We start from the raw sequence: 23,207 nt of genomic DNA on the forward strand, positions 1-23,207 counted from the left end.
TTCTCAACTGGGAGAAGCTTTGTTTATAAGTATTTGATTTAAAAATCAATTCTTAATCAACTTTTCTGTTACTAATTGCCCGTATTCATCAGTAAGATTAATAATGTATATTCCATTAGCATATCTACTTATATCTAACTGCGCGGAATTTGTTCTATCAATACTGCTGTTCATAACGATTTTACCGTCGATTGTACTAATAGTAATCTTAGTAAAATTAGAGTCTTTCATTACAATTTGAATTGTACTGCTAGAAGGATTTGGGATTATTGCAAATCCATTGGCTATTTTGATTAAATTAACGGTTGCGTCTTCATCAATAGGCTGATTATTTGAAGGAGTTTGCTCTTCGGTTCTATAAATATAATTAGCAGAGCAACCTTCGGGATAAGCTGCAAATTGAGCGCCAAAAACAGCTTCAAAGCCAGGATTTAGTTCCACATAATTTGCTGCATGATACACTACTCCATTTGACAAAGCGTTATCACCAACAGAAACAATATTCGCGGCTTTTATCCAATCTGATCTTTCTCGCTGCTTTATTTCGGCAACTGCTAAATTAGTGAGATTGTCTGCTGGTGCAGTAAGTGTTAAAGTGGGAAAACAACAGTTATTAAAAGTAACATCTGGTCCTAAACTTGCTGAGGTATCTGTGATGGAATAAATGAATGTTCCTGCAGGACAATTGACATTGAAAGTCGCTCTGATGTTAAACTCGTAATCTCCTGTTGGTAAAGTGCCAAATATACTTGGAGATAATCCAAAACAAAAGGTATTTGAGGTTAATTGTGATGGTGAATTAATTGTACCGATAACAATATTATTTTGTAAAACATCAAGTGAAAGTGTATTCAATGAAGCATTAACAGGTGATTGATATGTGCCGCAAACTTCGATGGGTGTTGTACTTAAAACATCAGGACAATTAATATTAATTGGATCTAAACTTAGCGCTCCAAGTTGCGGTGCTGCACAAGTAAAACCACAAATATTATCAATGTATACGGTTCCAAAATGTGCGGACGGTTGACAATCGCTAACTGTAAATTCAATTCTTCCTGGCTGATTTAAAATATTAGAAACATTTAGTCTAGCACAAATCCAACCTGTATAAAGAATTCTTCTGGCATTACTAACTACCAAAGTATTAAATAGGCAGTTTTCAGGGTTTGCAATGATACAAATTTCATCAACAATATTATTAAATTGATCGTAAGCTCTTACTCTAAAAAAAGGCTGTATTGGTTGACCATGAGCAGGTTTATTATCCATTATCAACGAAAAATTAAAATCAATGGTTGACTGATTAATCACAGGAAAACTTCGGGACATAGTGGTAATATCAGAAGAACCGAAACCAGCTTGATTATTCAGTTTAATACATTTTGTATCACCGTTAGTGGCTAGTGTTGGCACATTTACACCAAAACTCGCCAAAACTGGATCAAATTGTTGATATCCAGCACTTGTATTATCAATTAATGTCACTGTCGAACTAAAATTATTGGTTATCGGTGTTATCGTATTTGTAACTGATTGCACAGTTGGTGTAGCGCATGATAAAAAAAATGCGGCGCCAGTTGCTGGTTGTGGATGCGGATCAGACCAAAAAGAATAACCTGCCGTATTACTTTCGAAATCGCCATTTACACATTGTTGCATTATAGAAATTGGTGCAGGTTTAGCGATGTAGTATTCTTTTTTATCTGGATTTTCGTAAAAGAATAATTTTCGAAGTTCCACTCTTTTTGCATTTATCAAGGCATTTTCTAATTGAGTAGCTGTAAATTCTTCTTCGCTTTTAAGATGGTTTATGACCTCGTCGCTAATTTCTTGTGATAATTTATAATTCTTAAAATTATCATTAACAAATTGGATTACTTCCTTTTCTATTTCTTGAGCCATCGAAATCCTCTTGTTTTCAGAAACTAAATAGTCACTATTTTGAGATGAAACAAGAGCGTAGCTCAAACAAAAAAAGCCAACTAAAACTATTTTAAATATCTTGTACATATCATTTAGTTTTTTCAATTAACAATTTCATTTGAACTTTTAATTCTTCAATTTCACTATTTTGCTTTTCTAAAACTTTGTTTTGTTCAATAATATATAATGTCAACTCTTCGATTTTTTCCATTTGTTTAGATTGCATTTCAGCGACATCGATTCCGTTTTTGGCTAAAACCTCGGCAGAGTCTATTCCAGGCAGATGCTTATTTGCAATAACGTATTGTTCTACTTCTTTTAATGGCATTAATTTATAATCGCTTGCAAAAACATAATCCGCCCAGTTTGCTGAACTTCTTAAAGCCACTTTTACTTTTTCTGTTAGAATTCCACCTTCAACAAATAACTTATAATTTCCAGTTGTATCAGGATAAACAGAAGTCGCACCCAAATATATTTTACCATTAGATGTGCTATTAGCCGTATTAAACCAAATATTACTATTACTCATGTCCACTACTCTATTGCCGCTTGTAGTTGTAGCTTGATTTATGACACCATTATTAGCATAAAGACTAGTGTCGTTTGCATTTACAACAAAGGGAGAAGCAGTTGAACCAGTTCCTGTTACAGTTACATTTGTTCCTGCAACAACGCTTGTTGTAGGAAACGAAAACGAACCTCCACCGTTTGAAAGTGTGACTGTATTCCCAGATTGCGAAATAGTTTGTGGAACTTGAGTAAATGTTGGAAGTGTAAATGATCCTCCGCCATTAGAAAGACTTATGACATTACCCGTTTGAGATATTGTTTGCGGAACATCAGTATAAGTTGGTAATACTACTGAATTTCCATTAGAAATAGATAGTGTATTTCCCGTTAATGTTAAGGATTGACCGTCAGTATCAGTAAATGTTGGTAGAGTAAATGAACCTCCTCCATTTGAAAGTGTGATTGTATTTTCAGATTGAGATATAGTTTGCGGAACATCTACATATGTTGGAAGTACGACTGAATTTCCGTTTGAAATTGATAATGTGTTACCATTTAATGTCAAGGATTGTGCGTCGGTATCAATAAAAGTAGGAATTGTAAAAGAACCACCACCATTTGAAAGAGTAACGGTATTGCCCAGTTGTGTTAAGGTTTGTGGTGCTTGTATCGGTAAATTTACAGCAGCGCTCACAACGCCATTTATGGAAGTTACTAATTGATTGTTTGAATTTATTGTATTAGTAATTGAATTAATAATACTGGTTGTTGAAACAATATTATTTACATTGCTTGTTAACAGATTTGCGCTAGAAGAAAGGATATTTGAACTAGTGGAATTCGGTAACTTTTGAAGGATTACATCTCCATTTTCATTTACACTCAAAAATTTATCAGAACCGTTTGATATTGTTGGACTAAAATTGCTATTTAAATTTGTAAATCGAAGGCCTGAATTACCGTTTACGCCATGAGTAATTTCAACTTTATTGTTTGGCAATGTAGTTCCTATTCCTACTCTTCCTTCAACCAATAGACCATTTGCTGGGGCAATTATATTTAAACCTGAATTAGTTGATGCGCCAGGCGTGTAATTTCTTCCAATGGCTACGCCGCCTTTAACATCAAGTCTGTTAGCTGGTATTACATTATTACCTAAACCAATTCCAGTATTACCATTATTGTGAATAAATAATCTTTGATTACCAGAACCATCGGCAATGATTATGGTTCTATCTGTATTGGTTCCTGCCTTTAACAAGTTTGATGGAAGTTTTTCTACCGCTACATTTCCCAGAAAAACATTAAAATTTCCATTAGTTAAGTTCGCTGCTGTTTGTGTTCCAATAAAAATGTTTGAATTTCCACTTTGTAAATGTCTTGGTGTAACAGCACCAATAGCAATATTGTCATTCCCAACATTAGTTAACAATGCGGCATAACCAATTGCTGTATTGTAGTTGCCCGTAACATTCGCCTCCAATGTTCTATGTCCAAGAGCAATATTTCCTGAACCGGAAATATTATTGAATAAGCTTCTTGTTCCAAAAGCACTATTTAAGCGTCCAACTCCGTTTTTTGTTAACGCTTCGTTACCAAAGGCAGAATTAAAACCTCCTGTAGAAACCTGTAAAGTCCCAATACCAAATGCATTATTGCTATTACTTGTATTATTTTGTAGCGCATTAATTCCAAATCCTGTATTGAAATTTCCCGTGTTATTAATTCCTGAACCAATACCTGAAAAAGTGTTGTTTGTTTGACCGTTTGTTATAAAAAACGTTCCAAAAAGTAATGCGGTTGTTAAAAGATAGTAATTTTTAATTTTCATAATAAAAAAATTTAAGGTTAATAAAACCAATTAAAACACGTTTTTTATGATTATGAAGGGTGTGGGTTGACAGGATGTTGACTATTTATAAATTCAAAAAAACCAACAATTCAAATGTAAATGTATTTTTTTTAAAAAATCCACTAAAAAACATATTTAATCGATAAAATACATGTTTTAGCAAATAATATAATCAATATTCTTACATTAAAAATTAAATTTAGGAGTTGTAAGATGGTGTATAAAAATAGTAAATGATTGAGTAAAGCGCTTTTTAAAGGAAACTCGAAAAAAAATTAGTCGAAAACTTACGAGCAGTAAGTAATTATACAATTTATTAAGAAAAAAATGTTATTGCTTATTAAGTAAGAGACAACTATTCAATTCGTCCGCTGATAGAAATCTATGTGAAGAAGATCATCACTGCAATCTAGAATGATTTCCGTAAAAAAGTTTAGATTTTATGCTCTTTATTTAGGGAGTAAATTCCTCTTCTCACCAAAAGTAGTAATGGCAAAAGCGAATAAAAAAATCAAAACTGGTCTTGTGGGAAACATATAGCGTTGTTCAGAATGAAAAACAAAAACATAAAGTAAACTCCAACCCCATAAAAATAAAAAAGGAGTAAATAATTTAAAATTTTTCCTCTTATATAATTGGTACATTGCGAATATTCCACAGAAAACTAAAATATAATTGATAACATTAATATAAACATGAACACCATATTTCACAACAAGATTTTTATCTGATTTTATCAAAGGCGAAATAATAAAACTTTGTGATTGAAAAAATTTCAATGAGTATTGTCGTAATGTCAATAACGGATTTTGAGCTATATCATTTTTTACCCATTTTATAAAATAAGCAGTTCTATCCAGATGATTGGCTTTACAAATAGAGTCTAATTCGCGCCTTTTTTTTATATTGTTCCAATAATCTTTTGACGCATATTCATCTGGACCATGCTGTGGCAACCAATTAAAGGGTTCATCTCTAAGTTCAAATCTTGACCAAAGAATTTGATTACCAAAAGCAATATTTTTAAATGAACCATCATTAGTACTAACACTTTTCTCAAAAGCTAGTAACGCTAATGAACTAACTGCAACAAACGATAAAATGGTAGCTTTAAATCTCCATTCTATCTTTTGAAGTAAAAAATAAATCAGAAAAACAGCTGTAAATGGCAATAAATTAGGACGAACACCAGTTAGCAACAACAACGAAAAGCTGAGTAAAATGATATTTCTATAATTCAAGTAACCCGAATTTATTCTTGTAATAGCAAAAACGAAAAGTGAAATTGAGAAAAAAGCTGCCGTTTCTGCTAAAATTCCCATTGCATAATAAACATGAATTGGAAATAAATTTAAAATTACTATCGTCCAAAATTTTGATTTAGAAGAAAAATGTAAAATATCAAAAGCTTTGAAGATGTATCTTATTGATAAGCATAGTATTATAATATTAAAGACAATGCCCAAATGATAAAAAACGGTTTCATTATGAAATACATAACCTAATGAATAAGGAAATAAATAATAAAATAAGGTCAAAATTCCTTTATCAACTCTGATGTTCCCTTCAAAACCGTTAATGATATAAGCTATTAAGTCCAATGTTCCCTGATGGTATTCTCCATCTCCAAAAGGTTTTGGTTTAAAGGGTAAAAAATAAAAAGCCAAGCAAACCAGTGCGGTTATAGTTACAGGATATTTTACAACAAAATCGATTACTTTCTTCATTCTTTTTCAAATCTGTCTTTTATGATATAAATTGGGCGTTTTCTTGTTTCATCATAAGTTCTCCAAACATATTCTCCAATAATCCCGAGCATCAACATTATTAATCCACCAATAATCAAAATTAAAATCATTATTGGTGCCCAACCGTCAAATGGTGTGTTATTCATAAATCGATTATAGGCGATAATTATGGCATAAACAAAACCAAATAATGAAAACATAATTCCCAATAATGACATCACTCGTATGGGTAAATAAGATGTGTTTAATAAACCATCAAGAAAATACTTTAACTTTTTTGACAATGTCCATTGTGACTTTCCGATTGTTCTTTTCAATCTATTGTAAGGAATAAAAGCTGTATTAAAACCAAGCCACAAGATATCTCCTTGAAAAAACCGGTTTCTTTCATCAATTTGGTTTAAAACAAAAAGCGCTTTTTTATCTATTAAAAGAAAATCAAATCCACCTTTAGGCATTTTTGAATTTACATACTTCATCAATTTGTAGAAAACCCACGAGGCTTTATTAGCAATAAAACTATCGTCTCTATCATTCCTATGGCAAATCACAATTTCATTTCCAGCTTTCCATTTAGAAATCATATCAGCGATAAGTTCGATCGGTTCTTGCAAATCGGCTGACATAGTTATCACTGCCTCTCCAGTTACTTCTTTCCATCCAGCAATCATAGCTGGTACTTGTCCGAAATTCCTAGAAAAAGAAAGGACTTTTACGTTTAAATCTTGATGGTGAAGATCAATTAATTCGTTTATTGAATTATCATCGGAACCATCGTTTACGAATATTAATTCATAATCAAATGGAACTGATTTTGAGAGATTGACTAATTTTTGATACGTTGGGACAATCGAACCTTCATTCCTAAAAACAGGAATTACAAATGATAATTTCATAGGTCTTCTTCAATTAAAGGTTCTAATTTTCTAACAACCTTTGCTGGTGAACCAAACGCAACAACATTGTCGGGAATATCTTTTGTTACGACAGAACCTGCGCCAATAATCACATTTTTTCCAATAGTAACATCTGGTAAAATGGTAACATTGGTACCAATATGGGTAAAAGAGCCAACTTTACATCTTCCTAAAAATATAGCACATGGCGACACTTCTACAAAATCGCTAAGTACACAATCGTGAGTTAAGATGACATTATAATAAATCATGCAACCTTTACCAATTGTTACACTATTTGAAAAAACTGCATTCATTAATATGTTACTTCCCTTTCCTATTTTGACTTCATAATTTCCTATTTGAGCCAAAGGACTAATTGTTGAAACATAATCACCACCAATATTGCTAAACTTTTTATACAATTTATACCTCAATCTAGGATTACCAATACCAATAGTAAACTGATTTCCGTTAGCTTTAAAATAGTCTTTAACTTGCTCTTCATTTTTTAAAATTGGAAATTTATTATAAAGTAAATCTCCAATGTCTTCATTTACGTCATCATAAAAAGCAATATTTTCAACATTTCCGTGCTGATGAAAAACTTCCAAAACTTCTTTGGCAAAACCTTTTGCGCCAACAATTAGCATAAATTCGAATTAATAATTTTACAAATTTTATCTAGCTCTGATTGACTTAAACCTACATAAAGAGGTAAACACAAAACGCTTTTAGAAATCTCTTCTGAAACTGGCATTGCTGACTTTTCTACAAATTGCAAATTATTTAATGAAGGATAAAAATACCTTCGAGGAAAAATTTGCATTTCGTTCAAGGCCTTTTGTACCTTGAGCAATTGAGTTTCGCTCTCGAAAATAACTGGATAGTAACTAAAATTCCATTTGGTTTTTTCTCTAATTTTTATGGTTCTAAGAATATCAAAATTCAAATTAGAATGATAAAATTCGGTTACTTTTTTTCTCTCAGAAATAATGTTGTCAATATGGGGAAAAACAGCTAATCCCATGGCAGCTTGTAATTCAGAGATTTTTCCGTTGATGCCTAATCCATGAAATGCCAATGGACCATCATGCCCAAAATTATGACTGTAATATATTTTATGCATTAGCGAGCTATCATTACAAAAAATGGCACCACCTTCGCCTGTGTGAAATAACTTTGTGGCATGAAAACTACAAGTACTAACATTTCCATAGTCAAAAATTGATTTTCCAGCATAATCAACCCCAAAACAATGTGCTGCGTCGTAAATAACTTTTAAATTGTATTGGCCTGCAATTTTTTCTAAACGTTCGACATGGCATGGATTTCCAAAAACATGAGTAGCCAATATGGCCGTTGTTTTATCAGTAATTGCGTCTTCAATTTTTGTTTCATCAATAGTGAGATACTCAGGGTTAATATCTACAAAAACTGGAGTACAATTTTCCCAAATTATGGAAGAAGTTGTAGCCACGTAACTGAAAGGTGTAGTTATTATTTCGCCGTGTTGCCCTAAAAGTTTTAATGCAATTTGTAGCGGTATCGTTCCATTGTTCAATATTAAAATCGACCTAACTTGTAGATATTCTTTTAGTTTAGTTTCGAGTTCTAGAACTAATTCTCCTCTATTTGTTAACCATTGATTAGTCCAAACTCTTTCTATTTGAGTATTAAAATCTTGAATTGGAGGAAAGAAAGTTTTGGTAACATTAATCATTGTATGATTTCTTATTTAGGTTTACAAATAAACGAATTATTACTTTTTAATCATAATTGTTGATTATAAAAGAAAAAGCTTCTCAACAAGGAGAAGCTTCTGAAATATTATTTATTTTATTTACCTCTTATCCATCGGGACAAAGTTTCTTAGAGGTTCACCAGTATAAACTTGTCTAGGTCTTCCTATTGGTTCTTTATTGATTCGCATTTCTTTCCATTGTGCTATCCAACCTGGTAAACGACCAATGGCAAACATTACAGTAAACATATCAGTTGGAATTCCTAAAGCACGATAAATAATTCCTGAATAGAAATCTACATTTGGGTATAGTTTTCTAGAAACAAAATAATCGTCTACTAATGCCGCTTCTTCTAATTGTTTTGCTATGTTTAGAATTGGATCGTCAACACCAAGAGTTCTTAAAACTTCATCGGCAGCTTTTTTGATTATTCTAGCTCTAGGGTCAAAGTTTTTATATACTCTGTGACCAAAACCCATTAATCGGAATGGATCATCTTTGTCTTTGGCTTTAGCCATATATTTTGCAGCGTCGCCACCGTCTTTTTGAATGTCTTCGAGCATTTCTAAAACGGCTTGGTTTGCACCACCATGCAATGGACCCCAAAGTGCAGAAACACCCGCAGAAATAGAGGCAAACAATCCAGCATGAGATGAACCAACTATTCTTACTGTTGATGTAGAACAATTTTGTTCGTGGTCAGCATGAAGAATGAATAATTTGTCTAATGCATCGACTACTACTTTGTTAGCACTGTATGGACCAGTTGGTAACTTAAACATTAATTGCATGAAGTTTTCTACATATCCTTGCGTGTTATCGTAATAATTCAAAGGATAACCCATCATTTTTCTGTAGGTCCAAGTGGCAATTACTAAGAATTTCCCCATGGTTTTACAAACCGCTTCATACATTTCTTTTTCATTTTCTACGTTAACCACTTTTGGATTAAAAGCAGTTAATGCCGATGTTAATGAAGATAAAACGCCCATTGGATGCGCTGTTTTTGGAAAACCATCAATGATATTTTTCATCTCTTCGTTTACCAAAGTATACTTACGAATGTCTGTTTCAAATTGCTCTAATTGCAATTTAGTTGGTAGTTCTCCAAAAATTACTAAGTAGGCCACTTCTAAAAATGCGGCTTGTTCCGCTAAATCTTCGATAGCATAACCTCTGTAACGCAGTATTCCTTCTTCACCATCTAAAAAAGTGATGTCACTTTTACATGACCCTGAGTTTTTGTAGCCTGGATCTAACGTTATTGCGCCAGTTAAAGCACGTAATTTTTCAATGTCGATAGCGGTTTCATTTTCACTTCCAACGATTATTGGAAATTCATATTTTTTGCCATCAAGTTCTAATACAGCGGTTTTTGACATAGTATAAAAAGGGAATAAATCTTAATAAAATCATTAATCCCACAAAATTAGGAAATTGAAGACGAAATAAAAAAGAATTTCTATAACGTTTTAGTTAATTTTTTTATAAAAAGTGGGTATTTCAGTTATAGCAGCTTTGTTTTATTTGCTATTACCTCAACTGTATAGCGTTTTACCCATACTAAATGGAGTTTTACCCCAACTGAATAAGGTTTCACCCTAACTTAATAGAGATTTACCCTAATTGTATATTAAATAACTTTAACTAAATTTAGTTTTATCCTAATTATATTTAGTTTTACCCTAACTAAATATTGTTTTACCCTAACTTTATATTTAATTACCCTATATAAATTTATTTTTCCCCTAATTATATTTAGCTTTAACCTAAGAGTATATGGTTTTACCCTAACTAAATGGTGTTTTGCCTTTTTTTATAGAATAAAATACTCACGATTTAAAGGTTGTGAGTTATTTACATAATTTACTATTTATTCTTTCAGTAACTTCTCTACTTTTATTCCTCTATCTGTGATTACTTTTAGGAAATAAATTCCTTTTGCTTTTGATGTAATATCAAGCGAAGTGGTGTTTTCTTCTATGATGTTGGTTTGTAGTATTCTGCCTTGTGTATCATATAATTGTATTGATTTGATATTGAAATTGGATTTAACATTGACTACTGCGTTGCTTGGATTTGGGCAGATTTTTACGCTATTATCTGTTTCAAAATCTGGATTGTTTAAAGCTTGAAAAACAGTTTCAGCATCATTGGTTAGTATTGGGAAGTTGTAATCAAAATAGATATTGGCTTTATTTTTAACTAAATCGCCTGTTTGTAAACTTGGTTTGGTTTTTACTTTTAACAACACATTTCCATGTCCGCCAGTTTCAAGAAAAATGCCTTGAAAAATAAATTCGATTGTATTTCCTCTTATTCTAGCATCGACAGCGTGAGAAGCATTTAGTAGCTGAAGTGTATTAATGTTGAATTCATCAGGATTGATTTCGGTTTTTACCACAATATTTTCGGCAGCAGCTGTTCCTGTGTTTTCAAAACGAATATTGTAGTGAAGATAGTTGCCTATTTCTGATGGTGAAACGATATCGCCTTCGAGACAGGTAATATCATTTGGATCATAGGAACCAACAACGATTTGGTTTAGCGTGAAGCTGTTATCGGTAATGTTTTCATCGTTATTTGAAACATTTATAATGGCTGAAAATGGTAAAACGTCATTTATATTAACCGGAATTTGGTCTGTTGGTGCGTTGATAGTAAATACAATTTCAAAACTTCGGCTTTCAAAAGGTAGTAACGATGCAACATTAAAAGCTAAAAACCCAGTGTTTTGGGCAACTACAGTTTGTGTGGATGATAAATAATCCATTAAATCGTCATTGAAAGTCAACGAAATTCCCGAATTCATAGCGGCAACAGTATTTCCTTTGTTTTTATACACAATTTTATACGTTGCATCAAAACTTGGTCGAGCAGGAATGGTTGGTACTATTACTACTTCAACGTCGTCGTGAATGCCAACTGGAGTTATACAGAAGTTTTGAGTGGTTGTATTGTTGTTATTGTTAACAAAGGCAACTGAAGCTGTTGCTGGAGAAACATTGAACCAAGTTGGGTTTTCGGTAGCAAGGGAAAGTTCGTGATTTCCTACTTGGGTATAAAAATTGTAAATGCCATTTATGTTGCTAAAGGTTGCGCTACTTTGTATTCCGTCTGTGATGTTTATTCTAACATTGGAAGAACCGCCGTCGTTGACATCACAACCATTAGTATTGACATCAAATAGTAGTGTGCCAGTGATTGTATTAAAATCTCCACCCGGTTTAAAAGAGCAATAGGAATTGACCACCACTCCAGTAAGTCCGTAAGTCGTTAAATAATTATTTACTGCTGCAAACTCATTATCATCAATACAAATATGCTGCAAATCTAGTAATGGTGAGGTAATAAAATAATTTGATATATTATTTGCAAACCCATTCTTTAAGTTGATGGTTTGAATAGGATTTCCCGAAAATTCGGCAGAACTAGAAGTAATAATCGCTCTTGATAAATCTAAATTAACGATTAGGTTGGATTGCGCAAACATGTCATTGAAATATACAACATTTGTAAAAATAAGATCTGTAATCAAGTTGTTATTACAGTAAAAAAAGACAAAATCTGTGGTTCCTGTAAAATCGATAAAAGGAATTAAATTATTAGAACAATCTAAACTATCTAAATTAGTACAATTAGTAATATTCAAATTTGAAATTTGGTTATTATTACAACGTAAAGTAATTAATTGGGTTTTACCTGAAACGTCCAGTTGTGTCAATTGATTTCCAGAGCATTCGAGAATTTGAATATTAGTAAAAGCCTCAATTCCTGTTAAATCTGAAATATTAGAATTAGAAACATTTAAACCATCAGCAGCAAGTGCTTCACTTTCTTGAATTTGACCATCGGAATTTATATCAACTCCTTGCTCAATTAACTTAGCTTTAAAATTCGCATCAGGAATATTTACAACTTGTGCGTTTGCAAGTCCTGTGATTAGTAGTAAAATGTAGAATAGCTTTTTCATGGAATGTATTTTTATTTTGACAATCTTTTAATATAAAATTACTGTAAACAATTTAAAGTATTATTTGTAAATGAGTAAACTCCTATTTCTATTTAGAATTCGCTACATCATCTTTAGTAACTCTTGCAATCGATCTTTCTTTCGTTGTGAAATAGGCAAATTACTATTGTCTGCCATGACTACATATCCGCCATCTTTTTTGATGTATGATTTTAGATAAGCAAGATTTATCAAGTGACTTTGATGAATGCGTTCAAAACCATGTTCTGTCAATAAATCTTCATATTCTTTCAACGTCTTTGAAATTAAAACTGGTTTGTTGTTTTTGATGTAAAACTTGGTGTAATTGTCTTCGCTTTCGCACCGAATAATATCGCTTACTTCAAAAAGGTGTATTCCATCAGAATTAGACAAGGCAATTCGCTTAAAATTGTCTACTTTTTTACGAATGTTTTCTAGTAACAAATCGATGTGTGCTGCATTATCATTTTTATCGATAACGATTTTTAGTTTGGCAATTACTTTTTGAAGTTCCTCGGGATCAACTGGTTTTAGCAGAAAATCCAAGGCACTAAAGCGAAATGCTTTAATAGCATATTGTTCGTGAGCGGTGATGAAAATAATTTGTGCAGTTATTTTCACACCGTTTTTATACACTTCCTCTAATAAATCAAAACCAGTTCCATCACCTAAATGGATATCTAGAAAAACAACCTGTGGCTGACTTTCTAAAAGAAGTTTACTTCCTGTTTTTGCGCTGTCTGCTTCGCCTATGATTGTAATATCAGGCGCAAAGCGAGAGAGCAAACTTTTCATTCCACGTCTTAAATTATCGTCGTCGTCTATTATAATTGCTGTTATCATATTTTTAGTTTTCAGACTCCGTTTTCAGTCTCAGCCAAGCATTATAAACTGCTAACTTTGATTGTAAACTGTAAATTATTTTATATACAAAATCGGTAAATTCAATACTACTTTTGTTCCTTTTATTTCGTTACCAGATTTCACTTCTTCGATAGTAAAATTGGTTTTTTGTTTGGTGGTTGATTCTATCATTTCTAAACGTTTTTTAGTAATATCCAATGCCATTGATTTATGAGCTACTACTGAATTTTGCTTTGTTGCTTTTGATTGTTCAAAACCAATTCCGTTATCTTCAACTATGCAAAGCAAATTTTGATTTTTTATTGTAAAACTAACCATGATATTTCCTATTTCTTTCTTTGGAATTACGCCATGAATGATGGCATTTTCTACAAAAGGCTGCAATAATAAAGGAGGCAAAGCCATATCGTCTTCAATAGCATCACTTTTATAAATAGAAAACGAAAATTTATTATTGAAACGCAATTGTTCCAGTTCCAAATAGTTTTGTAAACTTTCAATTTCTTTGTCAATTGGAATTAAACTTTCTTTGGAATATTCTAATGTTAATCGCATTAGTTTAGAAAACTTAGATAAGTATTTGATTGCTGAGTCAGTACCGTTTTGTATTATAAAACTGGATATTGAGCCCAAGCAATTGAAAACAAAATGAGGGTTCATTTGCAGGTGTAAGGCTTTTTGTTCGTATTCTGCTAGTTCTTTTTGTAGCGTTAAATTCTTTTTTAGTTGAATTCGGCTGTAGATTAAAAATCCAATGCCAAAGAGTAACAATCCGAAAATAGCAGCAAAAAACAATTCCATTTTGCTCTGCTTAGATTGTTCTTGAAGCAAAACTTCTTTCTTTTCAATTTCTTTTTGCTGTATCGCTTCGCGTTTTTCAAAATCGAACGTCAGTTCTTCTTCTACACTTTTTCGAATGCTTTTTTCACTAGTAAGACTGTCTTTAGCTACGCTATATGACTTATGATGTTGTAATGCGAGAGACAAATTATTTTGTTTGTAATAAATATCGCTTAAAAGTTTTTCTGAAATAACAATTTGTTCCCAAACTTTTAATTCTCTGGCAAATTCTAACGCAGTTTCTGCATCGTGTTTTGCCTCTTTTAATTGGTTTTGTTCTAAATTCAATTGGCTCAGGTAAGTATAGCTATCTGTACTTCCAAATTTGTCATTGATAGTTGAAAAACTATTTATGGCAGATTTCCAGCTATTTCTTGCTTTTTCTATTTCACCATTGGCTTTATGATACAATCCAACATTATTGTACCATTCACCCAATGATCTTGGGTTTGGATGTACGTCTAATTCTTTTTTTGCTTTAGTGTAATATTGATTTGCTTTTGCTAAATCGTTTAGATATAAATAGCTGTTTCCTATGTTGGTATAGGTAATTCCTAAATTGGTATCTTTTCTTTTTTCTTGAATTTTTTGTGCTTTGATAAAATACTCCAATGCCTTAAAATAAGATGATTGCGATTGATAAACCACACCAATGTTGTTATAAAGTTTAGCGCATTTTTCATCGTCTTTAATTTGTTCGTATATTTTTATTGATTTTAGATAGTATTGCAATGCTTTTCCATAATTGCTTTGCTCTGAAAAAACAACACCAATACTTCCTAATGCTTTGGCGTGTCCTTGTTTGTTTTCTAGTTTATCTTTTTCAGTTCTAGTTTCAAAAAGATATTGAGCATCCGAAAAATAGCGTAACGCTTTAGCATATTCTCCTAAAATAATATTAGCATTTCCTAAATTGAGCAATGCATTTCCTTCGGCTGTTGTAAAATTGATTTTTTTGGATAAATTCAAAGCATCAGTTGCATAATGAAGCATTAGTTTTGGATTGCTAGACTTATAAGTATCTGCAACAGCATTGAGTAGTTTTACTTTGCCTATATCATTTCTAGTTTTGGATAAAACTAAAAGTAAACTATCAATCTTTTGGTTTTGAGCACCAATAATTACTGCAGAAAACCAAAAAAAACAAATCAAAAAAATATATTTTTTTTTCATCAGAAATAGTTTAAGTACTATTTCTAACAAAAGTACTATTTCCTTTTAACCAAATAATAGTAAATGAGTATTTGAGTGTTTTGAATTAGAATTTGAAAAATACAACTAAAACGACATTTTTTATGCAGCAAAATAGTTCTTCTAGTCGTTTTAAAATTGGTATATCTGTTTAAATAAAAAAAATCCTGAGCAAAAGCTCAGGATTACATTAGTAAATATCTCAACTACATTAGTATAAATTTGATTTACGATAAGGCAACCTTAACTTGATCTGCCGCTTCTTGAAATTGAACCGCAGATAAAATTGGCATTCCAGAATTATCAATTAACTCTTTAGCAATTTCTGCATTTGTTCCTTGAAGACGAACTATAATGGGCACTTTAATGGCATCACCCATGTTTTTATAAGCATCTACAACTCCTTGAGCAACACGGTCGCAACGAACGATTCCTCCAAAAATATTAATCAAAATTGCTTTAACGTTAGTATCTTTTAAAATAATTCTAAAAGCCAATTCTACACGTTTTGCATCAGCAGTTCCACCAACATCAAGGAAGTTAGCTGGTTCAAAACCTGCATATTTAATTAAATCCATTGTTGCCATAGCTAAACCAGCTCCATTAACCATACAACCTACTGTTCCGTCAAGGTCAACATAGTTTAATCCTGCTTCTTTTGCTTCTACTTCAATTGGATTTTCTTCTCTAACATCGCGCATTTCTGCATACTTAACTTGACGATATAAAGCATTATCATCAATATTTACTTTAGCATCAACTGCCATGATTTTGTTATCTGATGTTTTCAAAACAGGATTAATTTCAAACATTGAAGCATCAGCACCAATATAAGCCGCATATAAAGCTTCAATAAATTTCACCATTTCTTTAAAAGCATTTCCCGAAAGGCCTAAGTTAAAAGCAATTCGTCTGGCTTGAAAACCTTGTAATCCTACTTGAGGATCGATTTCTTCTGTAAAAATTAAATGTGGTGTATGCTCTGCGACCTCTTCAATGTCCATTCCGCCTTCGGTAGAATACATAAACATGTTTCTTCCAGTTGCTCTATTTAATAAAACTGATACATAAAATTCAGATGTTTCACTCTCACCTGGATAATACACGTCCTCTGCAATCAAAACTTTATGAACTGTTTTGCCTTCTGGCGGAGTTTGTGGAGTAATCAATTGCATTCCGATAATTTGTTCCGAAATTTCAGTAACTTGTTCTAAGTTTTTAGCCAATTTTACACCACCACCTTTTCCTCTTCCACCAGCATGAATTTGGGCTTTGATGACATACCATTGCGTACCAGTTTCAATAGTTAATTGTTTTGCGGCAGCTACTGCTTCTACTGGATTATTTGCAACTATTCCACGTTGCACTCGAACTCCATATTTTGCTAGAATTTCTTTTCCTTGATATTCGTGTATATTCATTGTGAGGGATTTATTTATAGACCTATTATTAGGGTGAACAAAAGTAACACATTTGCATTAAATTCTAAAGCAAAAATATATCAATTTGACATATTTATCTCTGTTTTCACTCTAATTGAATTTGATTATATTCATCATTCTCCCAAAATATTGCAATAAAATTCAATGATGTAGAATGAAAACTAGCATATCAAAAAAAACAGGTATACATATATTAAAATTTCTTAATTATATCATCGGAGTTGGTTTGACTTTTACGATACTTTATATTTGTAAAAAAAATTCTATGATACAGTCTACCGATTTATTAAAACTTTCTGAAGAATTTGGCAATCCATTATATATCTACGATGCTACTAAAATTGAGCAACAATATCATCGCTTGACTGATGCATTTTCAAAAGTTCCGGCTTTACGCATTAATTATGCGATGAAAGCTTTGTCTAATATAACGATACTCCATTTACTTAAGAACTTAGGTTCGGGTTTAGACACAGTTTCATTGCAGGAAGTAGAACTTGGTTTACATGCAGGTTTTACTCCTGATAAAATAATCTTCACACCTAATGGTGTTTCTTTCGAGGAAATTGAAGAAGTAGCAAAATTGGGCGTGCAAATTAATATAGATAATCTTTCAGTATTAGAACACTTTGGCACAAAATATCCAAAAACACCTGTCTGTATAAGAATAAATCCTCATGTAATGGCTGGTGGAAATGAAAATATATCTGTAGGCCACATTGATAGTAAATTTGGGATTTCTATTTATCAAATACCTCATATTATTCGCATTGTTGAAAATACTAAAATGCATATCAATGGAATTCACATGCATACTGGCTCTGATATTCTTGATATTGAAGTGTTTTTATATGCTGCGGAAATATTATTTGACGCTGCAAAGAACTTTAAACAACTCGATTTTCTAGACTTTGGCTCAGGATTTAAAGTACCTTACAAAAAAGGTGATATTGAAACCAATATTGAAGAGCTGGGCAAAAAACTTTCAAAACGCTTTTTAGCTTTTGAAAAAGAATATGGTCGCAAATTGACATTAGCCTTTGAACCTGGAAAATTTTTAGTGAGCGAAGCGGGCTATTTTTTAGCAAAAGTGAATGTTATAAAACAAACAACCTCAACGGTTTTCGCAGGCATTGATAGTGGTTTTAATCATTTAATTCGTCCTATGTTTTATGGTTCGCAACATGTTATTGAAAATATTTCTAATCCTAAAGGGAAAGAACGATTTTATACTGTCGTAGGTTACATCTGTGAAACTGACACATTTGCTAACAACCGTAAAATTGCAGAAATTCATGAAGGCGATGTGCTGTGTTTCAGAAATGCTGGCGCATATTGTTTTTCAATGGCATCCAATTATAATTCGCGCTTTAAACCAGCAGAAGTACTTTGGAAAGACGGAAAAGGATATTTAATTCGAGAGCGAGAAACGATGGATGACATTCTTAAAAATCAAATTTTGCTTGACTTTTAACAGAAAATAACCATGCGTTTATGTCACAAAATCGTGATGTAGCTTCTAGTCAGTTGTTATGCAAGCGAACAGATTATTTTCTGTAAAAAAAAACGTTTTTCGTGAACACGTAAAAATAAAAACCAGCAATTGCGAAAATTAGCTATTATACCCAGTTATTCTTGTTGAACAATTCATGCAAATTTCTTTCATATTGTCCATCACATTCCACTTTTGTAATTTCGTGAATAGACAGCATCAACATTTTTCTGTCAAGGGAAGCATAAGTCCCATACTCTTTGATAATTAAAGTATCTGCATCCATTTCTATAATTTCGCCTATGATACACATTTCACTATCTACATCTTGTATGTAAAGAGTAACATAACCAAATTCATTCTGAATTGATTTTATTATATTTTGAATATTATCAATTTTTATTTTTCCAATATTCTCATTTGTTATTGCTTTAAGTGCAAATATTTCTGCAGTTTTAATGCTATTTCCTAACCATTTAATTCGAGAAATATTTTCCCTTTTTAGAACTGCAATTCCATCAGCTTCTCCAATGTCAGTAAATTGTTCGAGAATTAAAAACTCTTCATTGAAATCAAATATGAAACCATAAATTGACTCGTCATACCTATCAGTATATATGTCTGAAAAGATTTTTTCGGCTTTTAATTTTTCTATGTATTTTGTCTGAATGTTCATTTTCAAGATATACGTTTTATAAATAAGGTCTAACTACTTTATACCCGCAACAATTATGATTTACAACTCACTTTTAATTCAACTGCTCCTGAAAAACTTCCAGCAAAAAATCTGGTGAAATTATATTAGTTGGTGAACTTTCCATCGCTTTTAAAACTCTTTTTATTGCATGAGGGTTCAAACCCATGTTGATGCCAATTTCGTGAATTTTTATTTGCTCACGTTCATGTAAAACGCCATCACAATGCATCAGCAATGCTAATCGATAAAATTGCTGAATACGCTCAAATTCTGATTTTATGACCACTGGATAATTCTCTTGGTGAAACAAACTTTTAAAATCATCAGAAGTAACTTGAAGTTCGTCAGCAATCATCTTTAAAAACAAATACTCTCTTTCATGTAATGTGCCATCAACAACTGCAAATGCAATCATTTCTGTTAAAAGTGATAGTTTTTCTTCTTGTTTTTCCATCGAGTTTTTATTTTTTAGCTAATGTATTATTTTTTTTGGAAATGTGTAACCATTTAATTTTAACAATTCAATAAGGTATTTTTACATACTTTTGTTAAAAATATTAAAACGATGAAGACTTACAGCATACTTTTATTAGGATTAATTTTGAGCACGTTTACTGCAAAAGCCCAACAAATGGGTATGAATAATATGAATAACAGAGTTTTAAATCAAAATAATATGGTTCCAAACTCGACTCCTTCTGCTCCATCTGCTGCTGATATCGAAAAAAATAGAAATGAAAGAATTGAGGGTTTTATGGTTAAAATGAAATCTGAAGTTGCACTTGATGATTTACAATATATTGCTATTAAAAATGAAATACTTGCAACGAGCAAGCGAATGGATATTGTTATGAAAAGTGAAAATTCTGCAGAAGATAAAAATGAAGAATACAGAGCCATACAGGAAAAAACAGAAAAAACAATCAATAGCTACTTGAATACCGAACAAAAAGAAAAATACAAGGCATTTTTAGTAAAAAATAACTCCAAGAGCGACGACAAGGATAAAAAGAAAAAGAAGAACAAAGAAAAAAACAAAGAAGAATCTGGTACAGAAGCTAATTAATTGTAATAGGGCTATTTAATTTGTAATTTAGCGTTTTCTCCCAACTATCTATTTATTTTTTATCGGCTTATTGTTGCGCAAACCATGACAGTTGTCAGTAATTTATTAACCTAAGAATCTCCGATGAACAATAACGATATATTTAAAAAACTTAGAGTAGCATTACAACTACGTGATGACCAAATTGTAGAAATCATGCAATTAGTTGATTTTAGAATTTCGGCTGCCGAGTTGGGTGCCTTTTTTAGAAACGCTGATCATCCAAAGTACATGGAATGCGGCGATCAAGTATTACGTAACTTTTTAAATGGATTAGTCATTCATCTTCGTGGCACGAAAGAAAATCCGAAGAATGCTATGGAAGTAATCAAACAGAACAAAGCGGCTATTCAACCCAACACTATTGATAAACCAAAGGAAGAATTTAAGCCAAAATTAAAAACCGAATTCAAGAAAAAAACTTTTAATCCAAAAGACAAAAAACAAGCACCAAAAATTCAAATAGTTGAAAAAGTGCAATATAAAAACGGAAAAAACAAAAAATCCTGAGTACTCAGGATTTTTTTATTTCAATTTTAATCTTTTTTGCTCTCGTGCCAACAAAGTATTTTTCAGTAGCATGGCAATGGTCATTGGACCAACTCCACCGGGAACTGGAGTAATATATGATGCTTTTTTTGAAACGAATTCGTAATCTACATCACCAGTAATTTTATATCCTCGTGGATCAGTTTCATCAATAACACGAGTAATTCCTACATCAATTACTACGGCATCGTCTTTAATCATTTCTGCTTTCAAATAATTAGGAACGCCAAGTGCTGTGATGATGATGTCGGCTTGTGTGGTGATTTGGGCAATATTTTTAGTATAACTATGCGTTAAAGTTACAGTTGAATTTCCCGGAAATCCTTTTCGGCCCATTAATATACTCATAGGTCTTCCCACGATATGACTTCTGCCGATTACAACAGTATGTTTTCCTTGGGTTTCTACACCATATCTTTCTAATAATTCTAAAATTCCAAAAGGTGTCGCTGGAATGAAAGTGGTCATATCTAAAGCCATTTTCCCAAAATTTTCCGGATGAAATCCATCAACATCTTTACTCGGATCAATAGACATGATGATTTGTTGTGTATCAATTTGTTTTGGCAAAGGCAACTGAACTATAAAACCGTCAATATTATCATCTTCGTTGAGTTCTTTAATTTTTTTCAATAATTCAGTTTCCGATGTAGTATTTGGCATTTTAATTAAAGTAGACTCAAACCCTACTCTTTCACAAGATTTCACTTTACTGCCCACATAGGTTAAGCTTGCACCATCATTACCCACTATTATGGCTGCTAAATGCGGCACTTTTTCGCCATTAGCTTTCATTTTTAAAACTTCGGCTGCGATTTCGTTTTTAATATCTTCCGAGACTTTTTTACCATCTAAAATTTGCATATACTATTATTTTGTGTTGTTTTTATAAAAAAAGACGCTAAAACGCGTCTCTAATTTTAATTCATTCCTTTCATTCCACCCATCATCTTCATCATATTCTTTCCGCCTGGACCTTGCATCATTTTCATCATTTTACTCATTTGGTCAAATTGTTTCAACAACTGGTTTACTTCTTCAATTTTTCGTCCAGAGCCTTTGGCTATTCTGGTTTTTCTTTTCATATCCAAGATTGATGGCTTCGATCTCTCTTTTGGTGTCATCGAATGAATAATAGCTTCAACGTGTTTAAAAGCATCGTCCTCTATTTCTACATCTTTCAATGCTTTTCCAGCACCAGGTATCATTCCAACAAGATCTTTCATGTTACCCATTTTTTTAATTTGCTGAATCTGTGCTAAGAAATCGTCAAAACCAAACTCATTTTTAGCAATTTTCTTTTGAATTTTTCTCGCTTCCTCTTCATTGTATTGTTCTTGTGCTCTTTCTACAAGCGAGATTACGTCGCCCATTCCCAGAATTCGTTCTGCCATTCTCGAAGGATAAAAGACATCGATGGCTTCCATTTTCTCACCAGTTCCAATAAACTTAATAGGTTTATCAACTACAGATTTAATGGAAATTGCAGCACCACCACGTGTATCACCATCTAATTTAGTAAGGATAACTCCGTCAAAATTTAGTCTATCATTAAACGCTTTTGCGGTATTAACAGCATCTTGACCCGTCATAGAGTCAACCACGAAAAGTGTTTCTTGCGGTTTGATAGCCGCATGTACGTTAGCAATCTCATTCATCATTTCCTCGTCTATGGCTAAACGACCAGCAGTATCGACAATTACAACATTAAAACCATTGGATTTAGCATGCTGAATTGCATTTAGCGCAATTTGAACTGCATTTTTATTTTCAGGTTCAGAATAAACATCAACTCCAATTTGATTTCCAACAACATGCAACTGATTAATAGCTGCGGGACGATAAATATCACAGGCAACTAAAAGTGGCTTTTTACCTTTTTTGGTTTTCAAGTAATTGGCTAGTTTCCCAGAAAATGTTGTTTTTCCGGAACCTTGTAAACCTGACATTAAAATTACAGCAGGATGACCCGAAAGATTTATTCCTGTGGCTTCACCGCCCATTAATTCAGTTAATTCATCTTTTACCAGCTTTACTAAAAGTTGACCAGGTTGAAGTGTGGTCAATACATTTTGACCTATAGCTTTATCTTTTACTTTTGTTGTAAAATCTTTGGCAATTTTAAAATTTACATCGGCATCAAGTAGCGCACGACGAACTTCTTTCAAGGTTTCGGCCACATTGACTTCGGTAATTTTTCCGTGTCCTTTTAAGATATGGAATGCTTTATCTAGTTTTTCACTTAAATTATTGAACATAAGATGACATTGCTTTTAATGAAATGCAAATATAAGTCTTAGAATTTAAAATTCAGAAGACAGAAATAAGAAATTGATTCTTAAAACGATTAAAA

The 23,207-nt window shown here is 32.2% G+C and carries 18 protein-coding genes; 3 read left to right on the forward strand and 15 right to left on the reverse strand.

What is annotated here, in order from left to right:
* Positions 1-45: 45 nt before the first annotated feature.
* From WFZ85_RS00565 to sucC, 11 genes are all read right to left on the reverse strand, one after another.
* Positions 46-2,013 carry a T9SS type A sorting domain-containing protein gene (locus WFZ85_RS00565; protein WP_342694339.1) on the reverse strand — a complete coding sequence of 656 codons (1,968 nt, stop codon included), beginning with the start codon at positions 2,011-2,013 and terminating at the stop codon, positions 46-48.
* A gap of 1 nt (position 2,014) precedes the next feature.
* The gene (locus WFZ85_RS00570; RefSeq protein ID WP_342694340.1) at positions 2,015-4,270 is read right to left on the reverse strand and encodes a beta strand repeat-containing protein; all 2,256 of its coding nucleotides are present in this window, start codon (positions 4,268-4,270) and stop codon (positions 2,015-2,017) included.
* A gap of 470 nt (positions 4,271-4,740) precedes the next feature.
* The gene (locus tag WFZ85_RS00575; RefSeq protein WP_342694341.1) at positions 4,741-6,018 is read right to left on the reverse strand and encodes a hypothetical protein; all 1,278 of its coding nucleotides are present in this window, start codon (positions 6,016-6,018) and stop codon (positions 4,741-4,743) included.
* Entirely contained in the window at positions 6,015-6,935 is a 921-nt protein-coding gene (locus WFZ85_RS00580; RefSeq protein WP_342694342.1) for a glycosyltransferase family 2 protein, read from the reverse strand. The genes WFZ85_RS00575 and WFZ85_RS00580 overlap by 4 nt, the downstream gene beginning before the upstream one ends.
* Positions 6,932-7,588 carry an acetyltransferase gene (locus WFZ85_RS00585; RefSeq protein WP_342694343.1) on the reverse strand — a complete coding sequence of 219 codons (657 nt, stop codon included), beginning with the start codon at positions 7,586-7,588 and terminating at the stop codon, positions 6,932-6,934. Before WFZ85_RS00585 ends, WFZ85_RS00580 begins: the two co-directional genes overlap by 4 nt.
* Complete coding sequence (locus WFZ85_RS00590; protein WP_342694344.1) at positions 7,582-8,658, reverse strand: DegT/DnrJ/EryC1/StrS family aminotransferase; 1,077 nt, start codon at positions 8,656-8,658, stop codon at positions 7,582-7,584. Before WFZ85_RS00590 ends, WFZ85_RS00585 begins: the two co-directional genes overlap by 7 nt.
* Positions 8,659-8,778: 120 nt before the next feature.
* The gene (locus WFZ85_RS00595) at positions 8,779-10,062 is read right to left on the reverse strand and encodes a citrate synthase (protein WP_342694345.1); all 1,284 of its coding nucleotides are present in this window, start codon (positions 10,060-10,062) and stop codon (positions 8,779-8,781) included.
* Positions 10,063-10,553: 491 nt separating this feature from the next.
* A complete protein-coding gene (locus WFZ85_RS00600) occupies positions 10,554-12,653 on the reverse strand; it encodes a DUF7619 domain-containing protein (protein ID WP_342694346.1) in 2,100 nt (699 codons plus the stop codon).
* 102 nt (positions 12,654-12,755) lie between these two features.
* A complete protein-coding gene (locus WFZ85_RS00605; protein ID WP_342694347.1) occupies positions 12,756-13,517 on the reverse strand; it encodes a LytR/AlgR family response regulator transcription factor in 762 nt (253 codons plus the stop codon).
* A 75-nt stretch (positions 13,518-13,592) separates the two neighbouring features.
* Positions 13,593-15,551: a tetratricopeptide repeat-containing sensor histidine kinase gene (locus WFZ85_RS00610; protein WP_342694348.1), complete on the reverse strand. Its 1,959-nt coding sequence runs from the start codon at positions 15,549-15,551 to the stop codon at positions 13,593-13,595.
* Positions 15,552-15,796: 245 nt separating this feature from the next.
* Positions 15,797-16,990: an ADP-forming succinate--CoA ligase subunit beta gene (gene sucC / locus WFZ85_RS00615; protein ID WP_342694349.1), complete on the reverse strand. Its 1,194-nt coding sequence runs from the start codon at positions 16,988-16,990 to the stop codon at positions 15,797-15,799.
* A gap of 289 nt (positions 16,991-17,279) precedes the next feature.
* Here sucC and lysA point away from each other — a divergent pair, with 289 nt between their 5' ends.
* On the forward strand, positions 17,280-18,485 hold the full coding sequence (lysA, locus tag WFZ85_RS00620) for a diaminopimelate decarboxylase (protein WP_342694635.1): 1,206 nt from the start codon (positions 17,280-17,282) through the stop codon (positions 18,483-18,485).
* 145 nt (positions 18,486-18,630) lie between these two features.
* On the opposite strand, the gene WFZ85_RS00625 is transcribed toward lysA, so the two are convergent.
* Both WFZ85_RS00625 and WFZ85_RS00630 read right to left on the reverse strand, forming a co-directional pair.
* On the reverse strand, positions 18,631-19,179 hold the full coding sequence (locus tag WFZ85_RS00625) for a hypothetical protein (protein WP_342694350.1): 549 nt from the start codon (positions 19,177-19,179) through the stop codon (positions 18,631-18,633).
* Between the two features lie 73 nt (positions 19,180-19,252).
* On the reverse strand, positions 19,253-19,654 hold the full coding sequence (locus WFZ85_RS00630; RefSeq protein ID WP_342694351.1) for a TerB family tellurite resistance protein: 402 nt from the start codon (positions 19,652-19,654) through the stop codon (positions 19,253-19,255).
* 111 nt (positions 19,655-19,765) lie between these two features.
* On the opposite strand from WFZ85_RS00630, the gene WFZ85_RS00635 reads away from it, so the two are divergent.
* Together WFZ85_RS00635 and WFZ85_RS00640 are read left to right on the forward strand one after the other, a co-directional pair.
* Positions 19,766-20,266 (forward strand): hypothetical protein, encoded by a 501-nt coding sequence (locus WFZ85_RS00635; protein WP_342694352.1) that lies wholly within the window; start codon positions 19,766-19,768, stop codon positions 20,264-20,266.
* A gap of 123 nt (positions 20,267-20,389) precedes the next feature.
* On the forward strand, positions 20,390-20,815 hold the full coding sequence (locus WFZ85_RS00640; RefSeq protein WP_342694353.1) for a DUF1456 family protein: 426 nt from the start codon (positions 20,390-20,392) through the stop codon (positions 20,813-20,815).
* A 15-nt stretch (positions 20,816-20,830) separates the two neighbouring features.
* Here WFZ85_RS00640 and WFZ85_RS00645 read toward each other — a convergent pair whose 3' ends face one another.
* Both WFZ85_RS00645 and ffh read right to left on the reverse strand, forming a co-directional pair.
* A complete protein-coding gene (locus tag WFZ85_RS00645; RefSeq protein WP_342694354.1) occupies positions 20,831-21,718 on the reverse strand; it encodes a bifunctional 5,10-methylenetetrahydrofolate dehydrogenase/5,10-methenyltetrahydrofolate cyclohydrolase in 888 nt (295 codons plus the stop codon).
* 56 nt (positions 21,719-21,774) lie between these two features.
* Positions 21,775-23,112: a signal recognition particle protein gene (ffh, locus tag WFZ85_RS00650; RefSeq protein WP_342694355.1), complete on the reverse strand. Its 1,338-nt coding sequence runs from the start codon at positions 23,110-23,112 to the stop codon at positions 21,775-21,777.
* Positions 23,113-23,207: the final 95 nt, after the last annotated feature.

The organism is Flavobacterium aureirubrum, assembly GCF_038739835.1.
Lineage (GTDB): Bacteria > Bacteroidota > Bacteroidia > Flavobacteriales > Flavobacteriaceae > Flavobacterium > Flavobacterium aureirubrum.

Bases quoted from the DNA above. Each gene is read 5' to 3' on its own strand.
- WFZ85_RS00565 (WP_342694339.1), bottom strand. From the start codon at position 2,013: ATGTACAAGATATTTAAAATAGTTTTAGTTGGCTTTTTTTGTTTGAGC.
- WFZ85_RS00570 (WP_342694340.1), bottom strand. From the start codon at position 4,270: ATGAAAATTAAAAATTACTATCTTTTAACAACCGCATTACTTTTTGGA.
- WFZ85_RS00575 (WP_342694341.1), bottom strand. From the start codon at position 6,018: ATGAAGAAAGTAATCGATTTTGTTGTAAAATATCCTGTAACTATAACC.
- WFZ85_RS00580 (WP_342694342.1), bottom strand. From the start codon at position 6,935: ATGAAATTATCATTTGTAATTCCTGTTTTTAGGAATGAAGGTTCGATT.
- WFZ85_RS00585 (WP_342694343.1), bottom strand. From the start codon at position 7,588: ATGCTAATTGTTGGCGCAAAAGGTTTTGCCAAAGAAGTTTTGGAAGTT.
- WFZ85_RS00590 (WP_342694344.1), bottom strand. From the start codon at position 8,658: ATGATTAATGTTACCAAAACTTTCTTTCCTCCAATTCAAGATTTTAAT.
- WFZ85_RS00595 (WP_342694345.1), bottom strand. From the start codon at position 10,062: ATGTCAAAAACCGCTGTATTAGAACTTGATGGCAAAAAATATGAATTT.
- WFZ85_RS00600 (WP_342694346.1), bottom strand. From the start codon at position 12,653: ATGAAAAAGCTATTCTACATTTTACTACTAATCACAGGACTTGCAAAC.
- WFZ85_RS00605 (WP_342694347.1), bottom strand. From the start codon at position 13,517: ATGATAACAGCAATTATAATAGACGACGACGATAATTTAAGACGTGGA.
- WFZ85_RS00610 (WP_342694348.1), bottom strand. From the start codon at position 15,551: ATGAAAAAAAAATATATTTTTTTGATTTGTTTTTTTTGGTTTTCTGCA.
- sucC (WP_342694349.1), bottom strand. From the start codon at position 16,990: ATGAATATACACGAATATCAAGGAAAAGAAATTCTAGCAAAATATGGA.
- WFZ85_RS00625 (WP_342694350.1), bottom strand. From the start codon at position 19,179: ATGAACATTCAGACAAAATACATAGAAAAATTAAAAGCCGAAAAAATC.
- WFZ85_RS00630 (WP_342694351.1), bottom strand. From the start codon at position 19,654: ATGGAAAAACAAGAAGAAAAACTATCACTTTTAACAGAAATGATTGCA.
- WFZ85_RS00635 (WP_342694352.1), top strand. From the start codon at position 19,766: ATGAAGACTTACAGCATACTTTTATTAGGATTAATTTTGAGCACGTTT.
- WFZ85_RS00640 (WP_342694353.1), top strand. From the start codon at position 20,390: ATGAACAATAACGATATATTTAAAAAACTTAGAGTAGCATTACAACTA.
- WFZ85_RS00645 (WP_342694354.1), bottom strand. From the start codon at position 21,718: ATGCAAATTTTAGATGGTAAAAAAGTCTCGGAAGATATTAAAAACGAA.
- ffh (WP_342694355.1), bottom strand. From the start codon at position 23,112: ATGTTCAATAATTTAAGTGAAAAACTAGATAAAGCATTCCATATCTTA.